This is a genomic window from Brachybacterium timonense (assembly GCF_900258505.1).
Classification (GTDB): Bacteria; Actinomycetota; Actinomycetes; order Actinomycetales; family Dermabacteraceae; genus Brachybacterium; species Brachybacterium timonense.
The window spans coordinates 847622-865603 of record NZ_LT984895.1 but is presented as its reverse complement, the minus strand read 5'-3'; the positions used below and the strand labels follow the sequence as shown (position 1 = coordinate 865603).

The window sequence follows — 17982 nt, the reverse complement described above, 5'->3', positions numbered from 1 at the left end:
CCACGACAACGCCCTGTGCTATAGAGTAAGCGACCAGCATCTGCGTATCCTCATCATGCATTTTTTTGTTAGAAGCGCGGGTCACCGCTGAGAGGCAGCGTGAGATGTGCGTCAGCGACGTCGGAGGGGGATAAGAGACACCCCGCCACCCTGCACCAGGCCGGGCCCGCTCCATCACGGATGCTCTCCACTGCCCGGGCCCGGCCGATACGATGATCGGCGGTCCCAGCGGCCACCGGTCCCCCGAGAACAGGAGTCAGATGTCTTCCCCGGCGCACGCAAGCGAGCCAGAGACCACCGTGCGCGACGTGGAGTTCCACGGTCTGGATCGTGACGGGAAGATTGTCTTCGCTGGCCTCATGCTGGGCATGTTCGTCGCCTCGATCTCCCAGTCGATCGTCGGCCCCGCGATGCCACGCATCGTCGCCGAGCTGGGCGGCCTGGACTACTACAACTGGGTGATCACCGCGACCATGCTGGTCTCGGCGATGGTGGTGCCGATCATCGGCAAGCTCTCGGACATGTACGGCCGTAAGGGCTTCTACCTGGCCGGCCTTGTGATCTTCATGGGCGGCACCGCGTTCGCCGGCATGGCCCTGAATTTCTGGATGCTGGTGGGGGCGCGTGCGATCCAGGGCCTGGGCATGGGCATCCTGATGCCGTTGAGCCAGATCATCATCGGTGACATCGTCCCGGCCAGGCAGCGGGGCAAGTACCAGGGCCTGATGGGCACCACCTTCGCGGCGAGCTCCGTGGCGGGCCCGCTGATCGGCGGCTCGGTGACCGACGCCTTCGGGTGGCGCTACCTGTTCTATCTGGCGCTTCCGTTGGGCATTGCCGCCTTCGTCTTCATCCTTCGCTCCATGCGCCTGGACTTCACAGCCCGTCACGCAAAGGTGGACGTGGCCGGCATCTGCACCCTGATCCCGGCGATGCTGCTGGGCCTGCTGGCCACCACCTGGGCAGGCTCGGAGTTCTCTTGGACCTCCCCGGTGATCCTGGGCATGTTCGCCGTCTCAATCGCGTTCCTGATCGCGTTCGTGCTGATCGAACGGAAGGCCGCTGAGCCGCTGGTGCCGCTGGGGATGCTGCGCAACCCGGTTGTGGCGCTGTCGATCGTCTCCTCGTTCTGCATCGCGGTGGCGATGTTCGGCGCGGTCATCTACATCCCCGTGTACGCGCAGGGGGTGATGGGCGCCAGCGCCACCGTCTCGGGAATGATCATGATGCCGCACGTGCTGATCATGATGGGCACCGGCATCGTCACCGGTTTCCTGGTCGCCAAGGTGGGCCGCTACAAGCCGTTCCTGATCGTCGGCACGCTCGTGCTGCTGCTGGGCAATATCGTGCTGGCACTGGTGGATCGCGACAACACCCCGGTGTTCCTCACCGGCGCCATGATGATCACCGGCCTGGGGCTGGGGCTGACGGTCCAACTGTTCACGCTCGTGATCCAGAACGCGGTGCCGCAGTCAGAGCTGGGCGTGGCCACCTCTGCCCTGCAGTTCACCCGCAATGTCGGCGCCACGCTGGGCACGGCGGTGCTGGGCACGGTGATGTCGGCCGCGATGGGCTCGGCGGTCGCGAAGCACGTCGCCGAGCTGCCCAAGCAGGCCGCCAAGCAGGCGAAGGGCATCGACGCCGGGTCCGTGCTGGATCCGTCGGTGCTGGACTCGTTGCCCGAGCAGGTCGCCGGGGCGGTCCGTCAGGGCTTGGCGGAGGCGATCGGCCTGGTGTTCATCATTGTGGTGCCGGTCGCGGTGGCGGCGTTCCTGCCCACCCTGTTCCTGAAGGAAATCCCGCTCAGCGAGACTCTGCAGAAGCGCGAACCGCGCACCCGCACCGGGTCGATGCCGGCGATCGCCGCGGAGGATGGCTCCGACTACGAGGATGTGCACGGCCCGGAACAGGAGCCTGCCCGCACCCGTCCGGCAACCGGAGTGTCTTCCGGCCAGCGGGCCGGTACGGCGCAGGCGAGGCGGGACTGAGGCCGATAACGCGGGCGTGGTCTGACCGGGCCACCAAAGCCGACCCCACGATGGCAGGCGAGAACCGACGACGCGAGCGTGATCTGGCCAGGCCACCGACGCCGACCCCGTCGCAGCCCCGGAACCGCTCCCCGCACAACCGGTGTCACGCCCGTGTCATGCTGCCCGGAACCGACCGCGCGGGTACGCTCCCCCACTTCTCGTGCCGGCGCCCGGGCACTGTGGGCGTGCGTGACAGAATGACCCGGTGTTGTATACCGACCATTTCCCGCCCGTCATTCCCGAATCGCTCCACGGTGTGCTGACCACGCGTCTGCCGATTGAGGCCGACGTTGAGGCTGTGGCCCGACTGCTTGAGGAGGACAAGCAACGCTTCGACCCGGAGGTGCGCGTGGGCCGGGAGGGTCTGCGCTCGCGACTGGTCGGCCCCCGATCCTGGTCACGACGCCAGGTCGTGGTGGTCGCCGCGAATGAGGACGGCAGCCCGAAAGAGGGCGCCGACCCGGTGGGGTGGGTGGTGCTGGAGGATCGCGCTGCTGGCCGCGTGAATCTGGTGTGGGTGTTGCCTGAGACGATCCCGCATCGCGATGAGCTCGCCGCGTCGTTGAACGACTGGGCCGACGCGGTGGCCGGTGCCTTCGCCCGCCACCGCAAGGTGGACTCCTCGATCATCAACGACGGCCGCGACGCCCGCGATGAGGACCGCAAACGGCTTTTGGAGGAGGCCGGCTACCGGAAGGTCCGCACGTGGCTGCACATGGAGCGGCCGGTGACCGCCGAGGAGGCGACGACGACCCCGGGGCCGCGTGAGGGGGTGCGGGTGCGTCGGGTGCGACGCCACGAATCCGGGATGCCGCTCGCACAGGATGTGCGCTGGGTCCACATTGTGCTGGAGGAGTCCTTTGAGGACCACTTCAACTCCTACCCCGAGTCCTTCAGCGAGTTCGTGAACCGCATGAACGACGTCACCAACGTGCCGTGGGATCACTGGTGGATCGCCGAGGTGCAGCAGTCCGATGGTTCGTGGTGGCCCGGTGGCGGGCTCGTCGGCGACGTCATGCCGGCCACCGCCACGCAGGGCGAAGGCACCTATCTGGAGTACCTGGGCGTGCACCGCACCGCTCGCGGCCGCGGCGTCGCCAAGGCGCTGCTGAATGCCGCCATCCAGGATGCTGCCGAGCGCGGGCGGGTGCGTGTGGGTCTCGAGGTGGACGACGACTCCCCCACGGGTGCCGACGGGCTGTACCGCTCCATGGGTTGGGAGACGGCATCGGTCTCCGAGTCCTGGCATCGCGAGGTGCCGGTGCGGCCCTCGAATCTGGAGGCTGGGGCGGGGTGAGGCGGCGGCTCGTCGTTCCGTGGGTGTGACGTCGTAGCAGCCGACGATCCGGTGGCCGCGGATACGGCACCTGCAGCTCCGTGCGGTGAACGCTGCCGCGCACGTGTCAGAGGCTTTTCGATTCGCCATCAGTGTCCGCGATACTGGGCGGCATGACTGCTGCGGCCCCTTCGCCGATGAAGATCCTCGATGCTTTGTTCAATGAGTCGACGTCGACCACGGACAAGGGCACTCGCTTCGAGCGTTTCGTCCAGTCGTTCCTGCAGAAGGATCCGACGTGGTCGGACCAGTTCGAGCAGGTGTGGATGTGGGAGGACTGGCCGGAGCGGCGCGGCCATGACCTGGGCATTGATCTTGTGGCGCGGCGCCGCGATGGCGGGCTGACGGCGATCCAGTGCAAGTTCTACGATCCGTCGCGGTCGTTGCAGAAGGCGAACATCGACTCGTTCCTGTCGGATTCCGGCCGTGGCGGTTTCACGGAGCGGATCATCGTCTCCACCACCCCGCACTGGGGCCGGAACGCGGAGGAGGCGATCCGGGGCCAGTCAATCCCAGTGCGGCGCCTGGGCTTGGATGACTTCGAAAACTCGCGTGTGGACTGGTCCACGATTGATCCGTCCACACCGCAGAACTTCGAGCTGTCTGGCGCTGCCGAACCACGCCCGTATCAGCGCACGGCGATCCAGGACGTGATTGATGGCTTCACCACGCATGATCGTGGTCGTCTGATCATGGCGTGCGGCACCGGGAAGACGTTCACGTCGCTGCGTCTGGCCGAGCAGATGGTGGGGCAGGCCGGTTCGGTGCTGTTCTTGGTGCCGTCGATCGCGCTGCTGTCTCAGGCGCTGCGCGAGTGGTACAACAATGCGGCCGAGCCGGGGATCACGGCGATGGCGGTGTGCTCGGATGCGAAGGCGTCGAAGACTCGCGCGAAGAACGAGGACACCGCGGAGATGTCTGTGGTGGACCTTGCGCTGCCGGCCACCACGGATCCGGCGAAGCTGGCGGAGCGGATGCGGGATGCGCGCCGCAATGGCTCCGGGATGCGGGTCGTGTTCGCGACCTATCAGTCGATCGACGTGGTGGCGCAGGCGCAGAAGCAGGCGGGCCTGGGCGGCTTCGACCTGATCATCTGCGACGAGGCACATCGGACGACGGGTGCCACGCTCGCGGGCGCGGAGGAGTCGGCCTTCGTGCGGGTGCACGATGCCGACTATCTGCAAGCCACCAAGCGCCTGTACATGACGGCGACTCCGCGTATCTACGACGACGCGTCGAAGGCGAAGGCCGGCAGGGCGCAGGCGGTGCTCGCCTCGATGGATGATGAGGACACGTTCGGCCCGGAGTTTCATCGCCTGGGCTTCGGCGATGCGGTCTCCCTGGGCATGCTCACTGACTACAAGGTGTTGATCCTGACGGTTGAGGCGTCGATGACGTCGCAGGCGATGCAGGAGTCCCTCGCCGAGGACTATGAGCTGAACATCGATGATGCCGCGCGGCTGATCGGCTGTTGGAACGGTCTGGCCAAGCGCGGCGATGCCGAGCATGACTTCGGTGTGGACCCCTCACCGATGCGCCGCGCGGTGGCGTTCGCGAAGAACATCAAGGCGTCGAAGGCGGTGGCAGAGGAGTTCACCGGCATCGTCACGGCGTACCAGGAGCTGGCTGAGCCGGAGGGGGACCTGCTGGAGGTGCAGGTCGAGCATGTGGACGGCTCGATGAATGCGATGGTGCGCGCCGAGAAGCTGGACTGGCTGAAGGAGGATGCGGGCGAGAACGTCTGCCGGGTGCTGTCGAACGCCAGGTGTCTGTCCGAGGGTGTGGATGTGCCGAGCCTGGACGCGGTGATGTTCCTGAATCCGCGGCGGTCTGTGGTGGATGTGGTGCAGTCGGTGGGTCGCGTGATGCGTCTGGCGCCGGGCAAGAAGTATGGCTACATCATTTTGCCGGTGGTGATCCCGGCCGGGGTGGAGCCGGAGCAGGCGTTGGATCGCAATAAGTCCTTCGACGTCGTGTGGGAGGTGCTGCAGGCGCTGCGCGCGCACGATGAGCGTTTCGATGCGATGGTCAATCAGGTGGAGCTGAACGATCAGCGTTCCACGAAGATCGACGTGATGGGCGTGGGGCAGCCCGCCGATGAGCGTGGGGACGGCGATCCGAGCAGTGCCGACGTCGCGAAGGCAGTTCAGGGAAGGCTCGACCTGCAGCTGACTCGCATGGATGCGCTGCGCGAGACGATCTACGCGCGTTTGGTGCAGAAGGTCGGTTCGCGCCGCTACTGGGAGCAGTGGGCGAAGGACATCGCCGATATCGCCCAGCGGCACATCGAGCGGATCACGCTGCTGGTGGATGATTCCGACTCCCCTGCTGGCCGACAGTTCGAGCGGTTCCTGGATGCGCTGCGCCGTAACTTGAACGATTCGATCTCGCGCCGGAATGCGATCGAGATGCTGTCGCAGCACATGATCACCAAGCCGGTGTTCGAGGCACTGTTCGCGGACTACTCCTTCACCTCCTCGAACCCGGTCTCTCAGGTGATGGATCGGATGCTCCAGACCCTCACGTCGGTGTCGGCGCAGGCGGAGACGGAATCGCTGGAGAAGTTCTACGAGTCGGTGCGGGTGCGTGCGGCTGGGATCGACAATGCCGCCGGCAAGCAGAAGATCATCACGGAGCTGTACGAGTCGTTCTTCTCCACGGCGTTTTCGAAGACGGCTGATGCGATGGGCGTGGTCTATACGCCGATCGAGATCGTCGATTTCATTCTGCGCAGTTGGATGACGTGCTGCGCGCCGAATTCGGCCGCGGTATCACCGACGAGGGCGTGCATGTGCAGGACCCATTCACGGGGACGGGCACGTTCATCGTGCGTCTGCTGCAGTCCGGGCTGATCCGGCCGGAGGATCTTGCCCGCAAGTATGCGAACGAGCTGCATGCGAACGAGATCCTGCTGCTCGCCTACTACATCGCGGCGATCAATATCGAGACGACGTTCCATGACCTCATCGCTCAGGCTGACGGGAAGGAGCTCGATGAGGTCCCGTACGAGTCCTTCGGTGGGATCGTTTTGACGGACACCTTCCAGCTCACCGAGGACGGCGACCTAGGCGATCCCGAGGTGTTCGGGACGAACAACTCCCGCGCCGAGGCGCAGAAGAAACTGGACATCCAGGTGATCGTGGGCAACCCGCCGTACTCGGTGGGCCAGACCTCGGGCAATGACGACAACGCGAACGTGAAGTACCCGACGCTGGATGCACGGATCCGCGACACCTTTGCGGCAAGGACCGACGCCAAGAACAAGAACAGCCTGTACGACTCCTACATGCGCGCGATCCGGTGGGCGTCGGATCGTATCGGCGACGACGGCGTGATCGGCTTCGTCACCAACGGCGGATGGATCCAGGGCAATACGGCTGCTGGTGTGCGCAAGACACTGGCCGAAGAGTTCTCCTCAATCTACGTGTTCAACCTTCGCGGAAATATGCGCAGCTCGAACTGGAAGTCCGAGGGCGGTCAAATCTTCGGCGCAGGTAGCCAGACGACTGTGGCCGTGTTCCTCCTCGTGAAGCGCGCCGGCCACACCGGCCAGGGAACCATCAATTACCGGGATATCGGCGACTACCTGTCCCGTGAGGAGAAGCTCGACATCGTCCGGGAGGCGACGGTGGCGGACATCCCCTGGCGCACGATCATCCCGAATGAGTTCGGCGACTGGATCGGGCAGCGCGACCCGAAGTACCTGACGTATCCGATCCTGGGAGACAATAAGGGCGCGGAGCCGAATCTGGTTGTTTTCGGCACCTACTCGCGTGGACTTGCGACTGCGCGCGATGCGTGGGTCTACAACTTCTCCGAGAGTGAGCTCCGCCGGAACGTCACCCGCTCCATCGACTTCTACAACAGCGAAGTTCGACGGGCGGCAGCGGATCCGCACTTCGCACCGAAATTTGACCCCGCGAAACTGTCGTGGAACCGAGCCGACAAGAACAACGTGACACGTGGGAGAACGATCTCGTTTCGCGAGAGCTCGGTGCGCACCGGCCTGTATCGCCCATTCCAGCGTTCTCAGGTGTACTTCGCGCGCGACTACAACGACATGGTGTACCGGCTGGAGCAGTTGTTCCCGACTCCGGCGCACGACAACGCCGGGTTCTACGTCACCGGTGTCGGCTCCGACAAAGAGTTCTCCGTAATCGCCTCGCGCCTGGTTCCCGACCTCGCCCTCTGGGGCTCCTCGAACGGCCAGTTCTTCCCCCGCTACCGCTGGGAGCCCGTCGTCGGCCCCGAGGACGGCACGCTGGACCTGGGCTCTGCCCCGTCGGCCGACGTCGTGGACGGCTACAGTCGGATCGACAACATCACCGACGGAATCCTCGCGCACATGCGCGGCCTGTACGGCCCCGAGGTCACGAAGGATCAGATCTTCTACGGCATCTACGGCCTGCTCCACTCCCCCGAGTACCGGGAGAAATACGCGACCGAGCTGAAGCAGATGCTGCCGCGGATCCCCGATCTTGCCCCGTCGGCCTTCTTCCACGTCGCGCAGGCAGGCAAGGAGCTGTTCGAGCTGCACGCCGACTACGAGGACGCCGAGCTGTATCCGCTGGAGATCATCGGCGGTGAGCAGCCCGCGATGTTCGGTGACGAGAGCTACTACCGGGTGCAGAAAATGCGCTTCCCGAAGGGCCAGAAGGCAGCTGACGAACCCACTGAGCTGATCGTCAACGAGCACATCACTCTGCGCGGCCTCCCGCCGGAGATTTACCGCTACCAGCTCGGCTCCCGCTCCGCGCTGGAATGGATCATCCGCCAGTACCAGGTGACCACCGACAAGGCGTCCGGCATCGTCAACGACCCGAACTTATGGGGCATCGAGCACGGCAACCCGCGCTACGTCATCGACCTGATCCAGAAGGTCGCCACCGTCTCGGTGCGGACGCAGGAGATCGTGGCGGGGTTGCCGGGAGTCGGTCAGGCCGAGGGAGCGTCCAGCTGATCGAGATCATCGCCGTCGTCATGCACTCCTAGAGAGTCCGAGACTTCGCTGCAGGCATCCGGCCATGCCGCAGGCGGCGGACCGAGGATCGCTCGTGCCGCCTTGATCCCGGACCACGCGAAGAAGGAGTTGCCAGCAGCTCCTACACCGACTCCAATGGCCAATGGGATCTGCTTGCCCAGAACGAGGACGCCCTGCCTTGTCCCGTATTTGGTCACGAAGTTGTGCCCCAACACCTTGTTCGCAGCCTTGATCGCAGGCTTCGGGATGCCCTTCACGATCGCCTTGCCCCAATAGGGAACAGTCTTGTCGAACAGCGGTTTCAAGGTCGTCTTGGCAGCAGAGTCACCGACAAGCACGGCGAGGACCAGAAGCTTCCGTCGCTCGAAGTCCTCCGTGCTCAAGCCGTGAACTTCAGCGACGGAGAGCGTATAGAGGACAGAAGCCTCCAGGAACGTGCCGAGGTCGGCCGCCGTCACAGCTGCCTGAGCCCACCCATTGGGCACGATTGCCGCAGCGCCCGCTCCGGCCCCGGTGCCGGCCACTGTGCCGATGTAGATCTTGTTGAGGAGCTTGATCAGTTCTTCGGGGCTCTTGTCCGGGTTCAAACGGCGCAGCCGCGCAACGTTGGACACCGCCAAGGGGTATTGGAGATTGACGGACTTGGTCAGGATCTTGTCCGCAGTCAGCGCGATGCTGGGCGTCTTCTTCGAGGCCATGAGGAGATCATGCCATCCCAGGGGATGATGCAGGCCCGCCAAAGCCCCGGCCACTGGTCTGCGATCCGATGTCCTTCATGGCGCATGATGGACTGGACGTTCACGCTCACCGAGGAGACCCATGCCGACTTTCCAGACTCCGCAGCATTCGATCAGCGAACTCCTGAAGATGGCTCAGAGCGGCGAGCTGCAGCTGCCTGACTTCCAGCGGCCTTATCGCTGGGACGATGAGCGGATCCGATCGCTCCTAGTGACGATCCTTCGCGGCCACCCGATGGGTGTGATCATGACCCTGCAGACCGGCGGCGAGAACATCCGGTTCAAGCCGCGGCCGATCACCGGCGTCACGAACAGTGCGCTCGAGGAGCCCGAACTGCTGCTACTCGACGGCCAGCAGCGCGTCACATCGATGGTCCAGGCCCTGAGCGGCGACGGCGTCGTCGACACCGAAGACACACGCCGCCACAAACTGCGCCGCCGCTACTTCATCGACGTCGAGAAGGCGCTCGGGGAGAGCCGCGACCAGGAAGAGGCGATCGTCTCTCTGCCCGACACGGGCATCGTCACCGAGAACATCGGGCGTGACGTGGTGCTCGACGTCTCGACACCGGAGAAACAGCACGCCGAGGGCCTCATGCCAATGCCGGTCATGTTCCAGCATGGCGCCGCGATGACCTGGCTCTTCGGGTACATGAAGTCCGGTACGACTGACGAGGAGAACACCCGTCGCACTGAGATCATGCAGTCGTTTACGACAGAGGTCCTGGGCGCGATGGGGAACTACAAGATCCCTGCGATCGAGCTCGACAAAAGCATCTCCAAGGAAGCCGTCGCCACGGTCTTCGAGAAGGTCAACACCGGCGGGCTCCGACTCGACACCTTCGAACTGCTGACCGCGACCTTCGCCGGCGACCGCGCCTACTACGAGCGCACCGGTGAGGACTTCCGTCTCGCCGAGGACTGGGCGAAGACCGAAGAGGCGCTGCGCGATCTGAAAGCGATCCGCGATCTGCGCAGCACTGATTTCCTCATGGCCGTCTCGATCCTCACCACGTTGGCGAAGCGGAAGAAGGCGATCGCTGAAGGTAAGACCGGCAAGCAGGTCCCGCAGACGAGTGCGCGCCGGGAGGACATTCTCAGTATGGATCTGGGCGACTATCTCGATTGGGCACCGCGATTGAGGGAGAATTTCCCAGCTGTCGCACGCCATCTCCGGGACCTCCACATCCATACGGCTCGCGATGTGCCCTACCGCTCCCAGATCGTCTCGCTGCTCATTATCACGACGCTCCTGGGGGAGAAGGCCGAGCAGTACGCCGTGCGAGCACGGCTCAACCAGTGGTTCTGGTGCGGCGTTCTGGGCGAGCAGTACGGCTCGACCATCGAATCGAAGCTCGCGAAGGATGCTGAGCAGGTCCCTGCCTGGTCTCTTGGCGAGACCTCCGAACAGCCCGAGTCCGTGATACGCGCCAGCTTCGCCGAATCCCGTCTCGGATCACTGCGCACGCGCATCTCCGCCGCCTATAAGGGCGTGTATGCGCTGATCATGGCGCAGGAAACGCCGGTGAAGGACTGGATGCTCGATCGCACACTGGATTTCACCAGCTACGACGAACTTCAGGTCGACATCCACCACGTGTTCCCGAAGCTCTGGTGCGAGCGCAACGGCATCGACCATTCACGTCAAGACCTGACTTGCACAGGTGAGTGCGGTTCGTGGTAGTTCCCGCGTTGTTGATGCTGGTCAACAGGGTTTCGGTCGTGGGGATGGGTCACTAATGGGGCGGTAGGATCGGGCGATGGCTCCGTTCTTGAGGANCGATGGGGCCTGACTTGCACAGGTGAGTGCGGTTCGTGGTAGTTCCCGCGTTGTTGATGCTGGTCAACAGGGTTTCGGTCGTGGGGATGGGTCACTAATGGGGCGGTAGGATCGGGCGATGGCTCCGTTCTTGAGGAAGGTGAAGACTGCCTCCGGGGCGACGGCCGTCCAGATCGTCGCGAAGGAGGGACGTCGTAACCGGGTCCTCGAGCACCTCGGCTCAGCGCATTCCGAGGCGGAGCTGGCGGCTTTGATGCATCTGGGCCGCGAGCGGCTGCACGCAGGACAGCAGACGCTCGATCTCGAGCTGACCAGCGCTGCTGCCCCGAGTGCTGGCGTTTTGACGATGCAGCACCGACGCAGCCGATTCCTTCTGGAAGCTCTCGAGCTCGCCTGGCGCCGTCTCGGTTTCGATGTGGTCGACGACGAGGCGTTCTTCCAGCTCGTCCTGGCGAGATTGATCGAGCCGACGTCGATGAGCGATTCCCGGCGAGTCCTTCGCGAGGTCGGCATCGATCCCGTGCACCGCAATACGTTCCACGCCGCGCTGCGCCGGTGCGCGCAGTGCGACTATCGCGACGAGATCGCGAGGAAGTGTTTCGAGCACGTCTGGACCAGCGGTGATGTCTCGCTGGTGCTCTACGACGTCACCACGCTCTACTTCGAGGCCGAGAACGAAGACGCCCTACGCAAGGTCGGCTACTCCAAGGAACGCCGCGTGGACCCGCAGATCGTGGTCGGCCTGCTCGTGGACCGGGCCGGGTTCCCCCTGGAGATCGGCTGCTACGAGGGCAATCACGCCGAGACCCGCACGATCGTGCCGATGATCAAGCAGTTCCAGGAGCGTCACGGCTTGGCAGACATCGTCGTCGTCGCGGACGCCGGAATGCTCTCGATGGAGAACCTGAACGCGATCGACGAGGCAGGGCTGCGGTTCATCGTCGGCTCGCGGCCCAAGAAAGCGCCCGGTGACCTCGCCAATCATTTCCACTGGAACGGGGACGCGTTCACTGATGGTCAGCTGATCGACACCATCACCCCGCGCCACGGCAACACCAAGCCCGGCACCCAGCGGCGCCGTCGGGAGCCGGTCTGGGAGCGGGAGCAGCATCCCGGGCACTGGCGGGCGATCTGGTCCTACTCCCGCAAGCGCGACCTGCATGCCCAGCACACCCTCACCCAGCAGGAGAACCGGGCTCGGGCCGTGATCGCGGGAGACGCGAACGTGAAAGGCACCCGGTTCGGGAAGACCACCGCTGCCGGCCGCATCCCCGATGAAACCTCTCTCGCGCAGGCCAGATCACTAGCGGGATTGAAGGGCTACGTCACCAACATCCCCGCACGGATCATGCCCGCCAGTGAGGTGCTCTCTAGCTACCACGACCTCTGGCACGTCGAGCAGTCATTCCGAATGAGCAAGACAGACCTCCAGGCCAGGCCCATGTTCCATCGGCAACGCGACGCGATCGAAGCGCACCTGACGATCGTGTTCACCGCGCTTGCGATCGCTCGCTATCTCCAGGCCAAGACTGGCTTCAGCATCCGCAGGATCATCCGGACCCTGAAGCCGCTGCTCGAAGTCCAGATCAACATCGGTGGACACCTCCATACCGCGGCCGATCCCCTCACCGACGACGCCCGCCACATCCTCCACGCCCTCCAGACCCCAGACGCCACGGGTCACTAAACCTGTGCAAGTCAGGTCAAGAGAGCATCATCAATAAGACACCCCTGACGAAGAGCACGAACATCCGACTCAAGGGAGATTCTCCGGCCGACTACGTCCGCAGGCTGGACGACAAGGGCCTCACCCCAGATCAGGTCGATGCGCAGATCGCGACCCATGCGATCGATCCCGAGCTGCTTCGAGCCGGGGACTTCGACGCCTTCTTCGACGACCGTCGAGCACGGCTCGTGGCACTGATCGAGAAAGCGATGGGAAAGCGGGTCATCCGCGACTGGAACATCGACTCGGAATTCACTGACAGCCCTGAGAACTTCAACGATGAGCCCGAGGTTGAGGAGGCCCTGGCGGCCGAGTGACCGTGGCTTCTCATCGCGGCACTGGGTCACCCATGCTCGGACACCAGCGCCGCAGTCCCCTCACTCGCGACCGGCACGAAGCGCTTGGGATGCGGAGAGCGCGCGCACGTTCGTATCGACAGCAGGAAGAGCGCGCCGGCGTGTACCCCGAGGGCCCTTCTCGGCCAGCTCTCGAGCTCGGGTCCAGCTGCCGAATCGGCTGCAGACGGTCGCCATGCTCGGCATCCCCAGCGGTTTCGCCCACGTCGCGTACTGCGTCGACGCACCGTCGGGGTTGAGGAGCAGATACCCGCGAAGACCGTCGAGGATCTCGGCGTCTGTCCGGCGCCGCGCCTTTGGCCTCGGCTCGACGCCGCCGGCTTCAAGTACCAGATCACGCCATGTTCGCCGGCCCCCATGCCGAATCAGCGTCGGGATCGTCGGGACCCTCTTGCCGACAGCCCACTCCCGGTAGGAGGCCATCGTGAGATCCGCACCGACATCTGCGACAGCGAGGCGCAGTACTTCGACCGGGTCTGTCGTCGGGCGTTCGGCATCCCAGTCACGAGGTCGGAGCACGTCGGCGACCCAGTCAGGATCGAGGTCAGCATCATCGGCGAGGATGTCGAACACTGTCGCAATCGCCTCGGCCATCCCGACGCCCAGCCGCTGCCGGATGAGTGCGAGCGAAGGAGCCGAGTCCTTCGTCGACAACCAATTCTCGATCGCCTGGGTACTGGTCTCATGCTTGAGATCCTCCACAGCTGAGACGAGGGCCGCCCAGAGGTCTTCCTCGGAGAACGCTCGTTCCCGCTGGATATCTGCGGCATCGCTGATACCGGCGGCGCGCAGGGCAGCATTCCACCCGCCGAAGCGGTGCATCACCGTCTGGCGACCAACAGCTCCCGGCCTCGTCCGGCTCCACTTGTCGTAGGCCGCAGAGACCGTTGAACCAGTCTCCTCGTTGAAAGCCTGCAGATCTTCGATGATCTCGTGCTCCGGTTTACGCGGAGAACCTTTCACGGGAGTGTTACGGGACTCGGAGTGGAACCGGCGAAGCTTCCCCAGACCCTTCTCGATCTGCGGCACCGACAGGCCGAGAACAGGACTTGCTTCCTGGTATGGCCGACCGAGCGAGAGTTCCGACCATACGAGAAGTGCCCTCCTATGTTCCTCGGAGCGCTGTTCAGCGAGTGCCTTGGCCGCTCCGCCAAGCTCTTTCGTCGACCACGGCGTCTGCTTCTCGATGATCTGCCGGATGCGTTCGCGCGTCACGTCATGGACCTCGCCGAGTTCTGCGAGCGTGCATCCCATGGCATAGGACCGGGCGCAGGCGAGTGCACGCGGATCGATCGAGGTGTTCCCGATGATCACCGCGTCGAGCCGGCCTGTGGGCTCGTGGGCTGGAACGGGAGGCACAGGATCCGGCTCGCGAAAACTCTGAGCGAGCGCCGCCCACTCCTCTGCAGTCGCTTCAGCCTCTTCGTCGGCCGTGAAGTCCCCTCTGTTCGTCTCCTCGAGCATTCGCTGAAGCAGGATTCTCGGAGCCCCGAAATGATCCTCCGCGTCCTGCAGGTCTCGAGGATCGCCCCCGACTGCAGCATCGAGGAACGCTTTGACGCGCCGGCCGAGAACGCGGCGAATGAGAGCGATACCCCCCGGGACCAGAGACGAGATCCCCGCCTCAACCTCTGTGGCGTCGACCGCCAGGCCCGATGAGATCTGCTCGATCGTGTACCCCTGCTGTGCAAGGTCCAGTACACGTCGCCGGATTCGCTCCTCCACTGGTCACTCCGTTCTTCATCCAGCACCTTCGCTATCCCCCCATTCTGCAGAATCGGTGTGTCAAATGAGAGGACCCGTGTCGACCGTCCAGCATGCAGGTTCCGTAGAGTCCCGCTCGTTTGTCACACCGTGGTGCGAGACTCCGGAGAAACACCTCGTCCCACCTCAATGCGGAGGAGCACCTCATGCGCGGCTACACCGTCATCGACCTCGAGACCACGGGCTTCTCCCCGAAGAAGCACCATCGCGTCATCGAGCTCGGCGTCGTCCACGTCTCCCCGACAGGGCAGATCGAGGATGAGTGGTCCACGCTCGTCAACCCCGGCCGGGACATCTCCAACTCGCACGTCCACGAGATCACCGCATCGCACGTGGTCGCCGCAGACCCGAACTCGCAATCCGGCAAGGCCGCCAAGGCCCTCGCCTACAGCATCCCGATCATCGCCGAAGAGGCATGGGAACGGCTCGAAGGGGTATTGCCATGAGCGAGTTCCTACAGGTCATGCCACCGCTTGAGCGCATCGACGGCGAGGGCGGCTTCGCCTGCATCGAGGTTCTCACCGTCGGAGACCCCACGTCCTGGGTCGGTGAACGGATCGTCGAGATCGGCATCGCCACCAGCCGCGGGCAGCTGCTCACGACCACCGTGAACCCCCGGATGGATCTGTACACAGCGCACAGAGACCATGGGTTGACCACTCGCCACGTGCAGCTCGCCCCGACTCTCGCCGACGCGTGGCCGGTGATCGAGCACGTCATCACCGACAACGTTCTCATCGGGATCCACCCCGCGTTCCTGATGCACGCCCTGAGCCGAGAACTGCGCGAGATTGACGCCGACGCGCTGCCCCGCCTGATCCTCCCGTTCGACACGTTCCGGCTCAGCAGATCCGACCAGAGGAACCTCTACCAAGGCGGTGCTCTCCACACGGCCGCCGGAATGCTTCACCACCTCGAAGAAGCGGTCGAGGCTGACGAGGATGCGCTCCGTCTTGCGATGTACGAGCCCACCGGCAGGCGGCGCCCCGGATATCTCATGAACCGCTCGTGGAACGAACTGGACAGCAAGCTCGGCGGAACGATCACCCTCGGTGGCGACCTCGGCACGAGCACCCCTGAGCAGGTCCTCGGTGTTCTTCTCTCCCGCGCATGGGACCGCGTCGTCGACCCTGACCGCGCGCTCGTCGAAAGGATCCGAGCGATCGAGGACGAGTACAGCATCGGGATCCTCCCTCGCTACTACGAGCTGCCTGCACAGCCCGGCCCGATGGCACTGTTGGCTTCGGACCCCGTCATCACAGTGAGTGGGTGGATCACACCCGACGGCAATTGGAGTCTCAGCAGCGACATCGTCAAGGCAGTCCTCGAACGTCTCGGGCTCAGAACATCCGATTCCGTGCTGTCCCGCAACGTGGCCGTGCATGTGCCGCAACGGGAGCGGCAGGACCTCCTCCTGGTCGCCGAACGCGGCAGCCAGTCCCGAAAGGTCAAGAATGCAGCGCAGCACGGAGTTCCGATCATGACCGTGTACGAGTTCCTCGAGTGCGTGGCGACCCACCCTCTCCCCGACCCGATCGCCGCACGTGCCCTGACTGCGCCTCCGCAGTCCGTCGCCGACATTCCCCGATGGCTCACGGAGGAGGCTAACTTCATTCTCGAATCCGACTGGGAGTGACGGCACTCAGCAGCACCCCGGCGGGCTCCCTTGTCGGCCTTCTCCGTCGCGTGCTGTCGCCCCAACCCCGTCGGCCCCTAACGTGACCACCACCGCATCCCGCGCGCGACCCCGTCAGCCGCACGGTGCGACCATGGACCAGTGACCGAACCCTCCCGCCTGCGCCGCCTGTTCGCGGACACCCGGCCGTTCCAGTCCCCGCACTACACGCGGCTGTTCGTCGCCAACATCATCACCGTGATCGGCGCGCAGCTGACCGTCATCACCGTGCCCGCCCAGCTGTGGGCGATCACGCGCGACTCCTCGATCGTCGGCCTCACCGGGATCGTGGGTCTCGTGCCGCTGGTGATTTTCGGCCTGTGGGGCGGCGCCATCGCCGACGCCTTCGACCGTCGCCGCGTCCTCGAAGTGACCACCCTGGGACTGATCGTCACCGGTCTCCTGTTCTTCCTCCAGGCCGCCCTGGGCCTCGACAACGTTCCGCTGATCCTCGCGATCTTCGCTTTCCAGCAGGCGTTCTTCGCCGTCAATCAGCCCACCCGCACCGCGCTGCTGCCGTCGATCATGCCGGCCGCGCACCTCGCCTCCGCGAATGCCCTGAACATGACCCTGTTCAGCTTCGGTGCCGTCGCCGGGCCCCTGATTGGCGGCGCTCTCCTGCCGCTTCTCGGCTTCGCCCCGCTGTACCTGATCGATGCGATCTTCCTGTTCGCCACCCTCTACGCGGTGTACAAGCTGCCCAGTCTGAAACCCGTTGGCGTTACCCGAGCGCCCGGCCTGCGCAGCGTCCTGGACGGCCTCAAGGTCGCCTGGGTCAACAAAGTGCTGCTGGCAAGCTTCGTCGTGGACCTCATCGCGATGGTGTTCGGCATGCCGCGCGCCCTGTACCCGCAGCTAGCCGACGAGAACTTCGGCGGACCATCCACCGGTGGCATCGAGTTCGCCCTGCTCAGCGCCGCTATCGCGATCGGCGCCCTGCTCGGTGGCCTGTTCTCCGGCTGGACCGGCCGCGTCACCTGGCTCGGGAAGGCCACCCTGAACTCGATCGCCGTGTGGGGCGTGGCGATCGCGCTGGCCGGTGGTGCCGCCATGCTCGCGCCCCGCTACGGCACCGTCATGCTGATCGCCGCGGTCGCCGCGCTCGCCCTCGCCGGCGCCGCCGACATGGCCTCCGCCGCCATGCGCCAGACCATCCTGCAGACTGCCGCGACCGACGAGATGCGCGGCCGCCTCCAGGGCGTGTTCATCGTGATCGTCGCCGGCGGACCGCGCATCGCCGACGCCCTCCACGGTGTGGCGGCACAGGCCCTGGGCGCGGGGCTGGCGACCCTGCTGGGCGGTGTGCTGGTCGTAGCCGGCATCCTCGTGTGCGCGGTCGCGCTGCCCGGCTTCCGACGGTACCGGCTCGGGGCGGCCTGAACCGCCCTGCCCAACCGCCCCTCCTCCACACCCGCCCGACGACAGGACCCGCGCCAACTACGCTGGCAGGCAGGCGGATCCCCATGGCCCTCCCTCCCCCCTGCCCCTCCTACACCTCTCCGAGCCCACCCGACCAGGCATGACCTCGTCTGCCGTCTTCTGCTTGTAATACAAAAAACACATACCACATCACCCCCGCCCTCTCAGCACGCCACCT

The 17982-nt window shown here is 64.9% G+C and carries 12 protein-coding genes; 10 read left to right on the top strand and 2 right to left on the bottom strand.

Annotated elements, in window-relative coordinates; all coding sequences use genetic code 11:
- Positions 1-260: 260 nt before the first annotated feature.
- The 4 genes from C8271_RS03670 (at position 261) to C8271_RS14080 (ending at position 8326) form a co-directional block, all read left to right on the top strand.
- A complete protein-coding gene (locus C8271_RS03670; protein ID WP_245920854.1) occupies positions 261-1988 on the top strand; it encodes an MDR family MFS transporter in 1728 nt (575 codons plus the stop codon).
- A 247-nt stretch (positions 1989-2235) separates the two neighbouring features.
- A complete protein-coding gene (locus C8271_RS03665; protein WP_106506159.1) occupies positions 2236-3327 on the top strand; it encodes a GNAT family N-acetyltransferase in 1092 nt (363 codons plus the stop codon).
- Between the two features lie 152 nt (positions 3328-3479).
- Positions 3480-6218: a restriction endonuclease gene (locus C8271_RS14085; protein ID WP_245920852.1), complete on the top strand. Its 2739-nt coding sequence runs from the start codon at positions 3480-3482 to the stop codon at positions 6216-6218.
- Complete coding sequence (locus tag C8271_RS14080; RefSeq protein WP_245921170.1) at positions 6110-8326, top strand: type ISP restriction/modification enzyme; 2217 nt, start codon at positions 6110-6112, stop codon at positions 8324-8326. The genes C8271_RS14085 and C8271_RS14080 overlap by 109 nt, the downstream gene beginning before the upstream one ends.
- On the opposite strand, the gene C8271_RS03655 is transcribed toward C8271_RS14080, so the two are convergent.
- Positions 8302-9045, bottom strand: coding sequence for a hypothetical protein (locus C8271_RS03655; protein ID WP_106506158.1), 744 nt, complete (start codon positions 9043-9045; stop codon positions 8302-8304). The two genes, C8271_RS14080 and C8271_RS03655, sit on opposite strands and share 25 nt — an antisense overlap.
- Positions 9046-9166: 121 nt before the next feature.
- On the opposite strand from C8271_RS03655, the gene C8271_RS03650 reads away from it, so the two are divergent.
- The 3 genes from C8271_RS03650 to C8271_RS14265 all read left to right on the top strand — a co-directional run bounded on the left by C8271_RS03650 (position 9167) and on the right by C8271_RS14265 (position 12907).
- On the top strand, positions 9167-10768 hold the full coding sequence (locus tag C8271_RS03650; RefSeq protein WP_106506157.1) for a DUF262 domain-containing protein: 1602 nt from the start codon (positions 9167-9169) through the stop codon (positions 10766-10768).
- Between the two features lie 214 nt (positions 10769-10982).
- Positions 10983-12551 (top strand): IS1634 family transposase, encoded by a 1569-nt coding sequence (locus C8271_RS03645; protein ID WP_106506156.1) that lies wholly within the window; start codon positions 10983-10985, stop codon positions 12549-12551.
- Positions 12552-12778: 227 nt separating this feature from the next.
- The gene (locus tag C8271_RS14265; protein WP_281260356.1) at positions 12779-12907 is read left to right on the top strand and encodes a hypothetical protein; all 129 of its coding nucleotides are present in this window, start codon (positions 12779-12781) and stop codon (positions 12905-12907) included.
- A 60-nt stretch (positions 12908-12967) separates the two neighbouring features.
- Here the strand turns inward: C8271_RS14265 and C8271_RS03640 are convergent, their stop codons facing one another.
- Entirely contained in the window at positions 12968-14671 is a 1704-nt protein-coding gene (locus C8271_RS03640) for a homing endonuclease associated repeat-containing protein (protein ID WP_106506155.1), read from the bottom strand.
- Positions 14672-14856: 185 nt separating this feature from the next.
- Here C8271_RS03640 and C8271_RS03635 point away from each other — a divergent pair, with 185 nt between their 5' ends.
- The 3 genes from C8271_RS03635 to C8271_RS03625 all read left to right on the top strand — a co-directional run bounded on the left by C8271_RS03635 (position 14857) and on the right by C8271_RS03625 (position 17765).
- On the top strand, positions 14857-15156 hold the full coding sequence (locus tag C8271_RS03635; RefSeq protein WP_106506154.1) for an exonuclease domain-containing protein: 300 nt from the start codon (positions 14857-14859) through the stop codon (positions 15154-15156).
- Positions 15153-16346 (top strand): 3'-5' exonuclease, encoded by a 1194-nt coding sequence (locus tag C8271_RS03630; protein ID WP_138774512.1) that lies wholly within the window; start codon positions 15153-15155, stop codon positions 16344-16346. Before C8271_RS03635 ends, C8271_RS03630 begins: the two co-directional genes overlap by 4 nt.
- A gap of 141 nt (positions 16347-16487) precedes the next feature.
- Positions 16488-17765, top strand: a complete 1278-nt coding sequence (locus tag C8271_RS03625) for an MFS transporter (RefSeq protein WP_212591316.1) — start codon at positions 16488-16490, stop codon at positions 17763-17765.
- Positions 17766-17982: the final 217 nt, after the last annotated feature.

Coding starts and splice junctions, on each gene's coding strand:
- C8271_RS03655 (WP_106506158.1), bottom strand. CDS start 9,045: ATGGCCTCGAAGAAGACGCCCAGCATCGCGCTGACTGCGGACAAGATC.
- C8271_RS03645 (WP_106506156.1), top strand. CDS start 10,983: ATGGCTCCGTTCTTGAGGAAGGTGAAGACTGCCTCCGGGGCGACGGCC.
- C8271_RS03635 (WP_106506154.1), top strand. CDS start 14,857: ATGCGCGGCTACACCGTCATCGACCTCGAGACCACGGGCTTCTCCCCG.
- C8271_RS03630 (WP_138774512.1), top strand. CDS start 15,153: ATGAGCGAGTTCCTACAGGTCATGCCACCGCTTGAGCGCATCGACGGC.
- C8271_RS03670 (WP_245920854.1), top strand. CDS start 261: ATGTCTTCCCCGGCGCACGCAAGCGAGCCAGAGACCACCGTGCGCGAC.
- C8271_RS03650 (WP_106506157.1), top strand. CDS start 9,167: ATGCCGACTTTCCAGACTCCGCAGCATTCGATCAGCGAACTCCTGAAG.
- C8271_RS14085 (WP_245920852.1), top strand. CDS start 3,480: ATGACTGCTGCGGCCCCTTCGCCGATGAAGATCCTCGATGCTTTGTTC.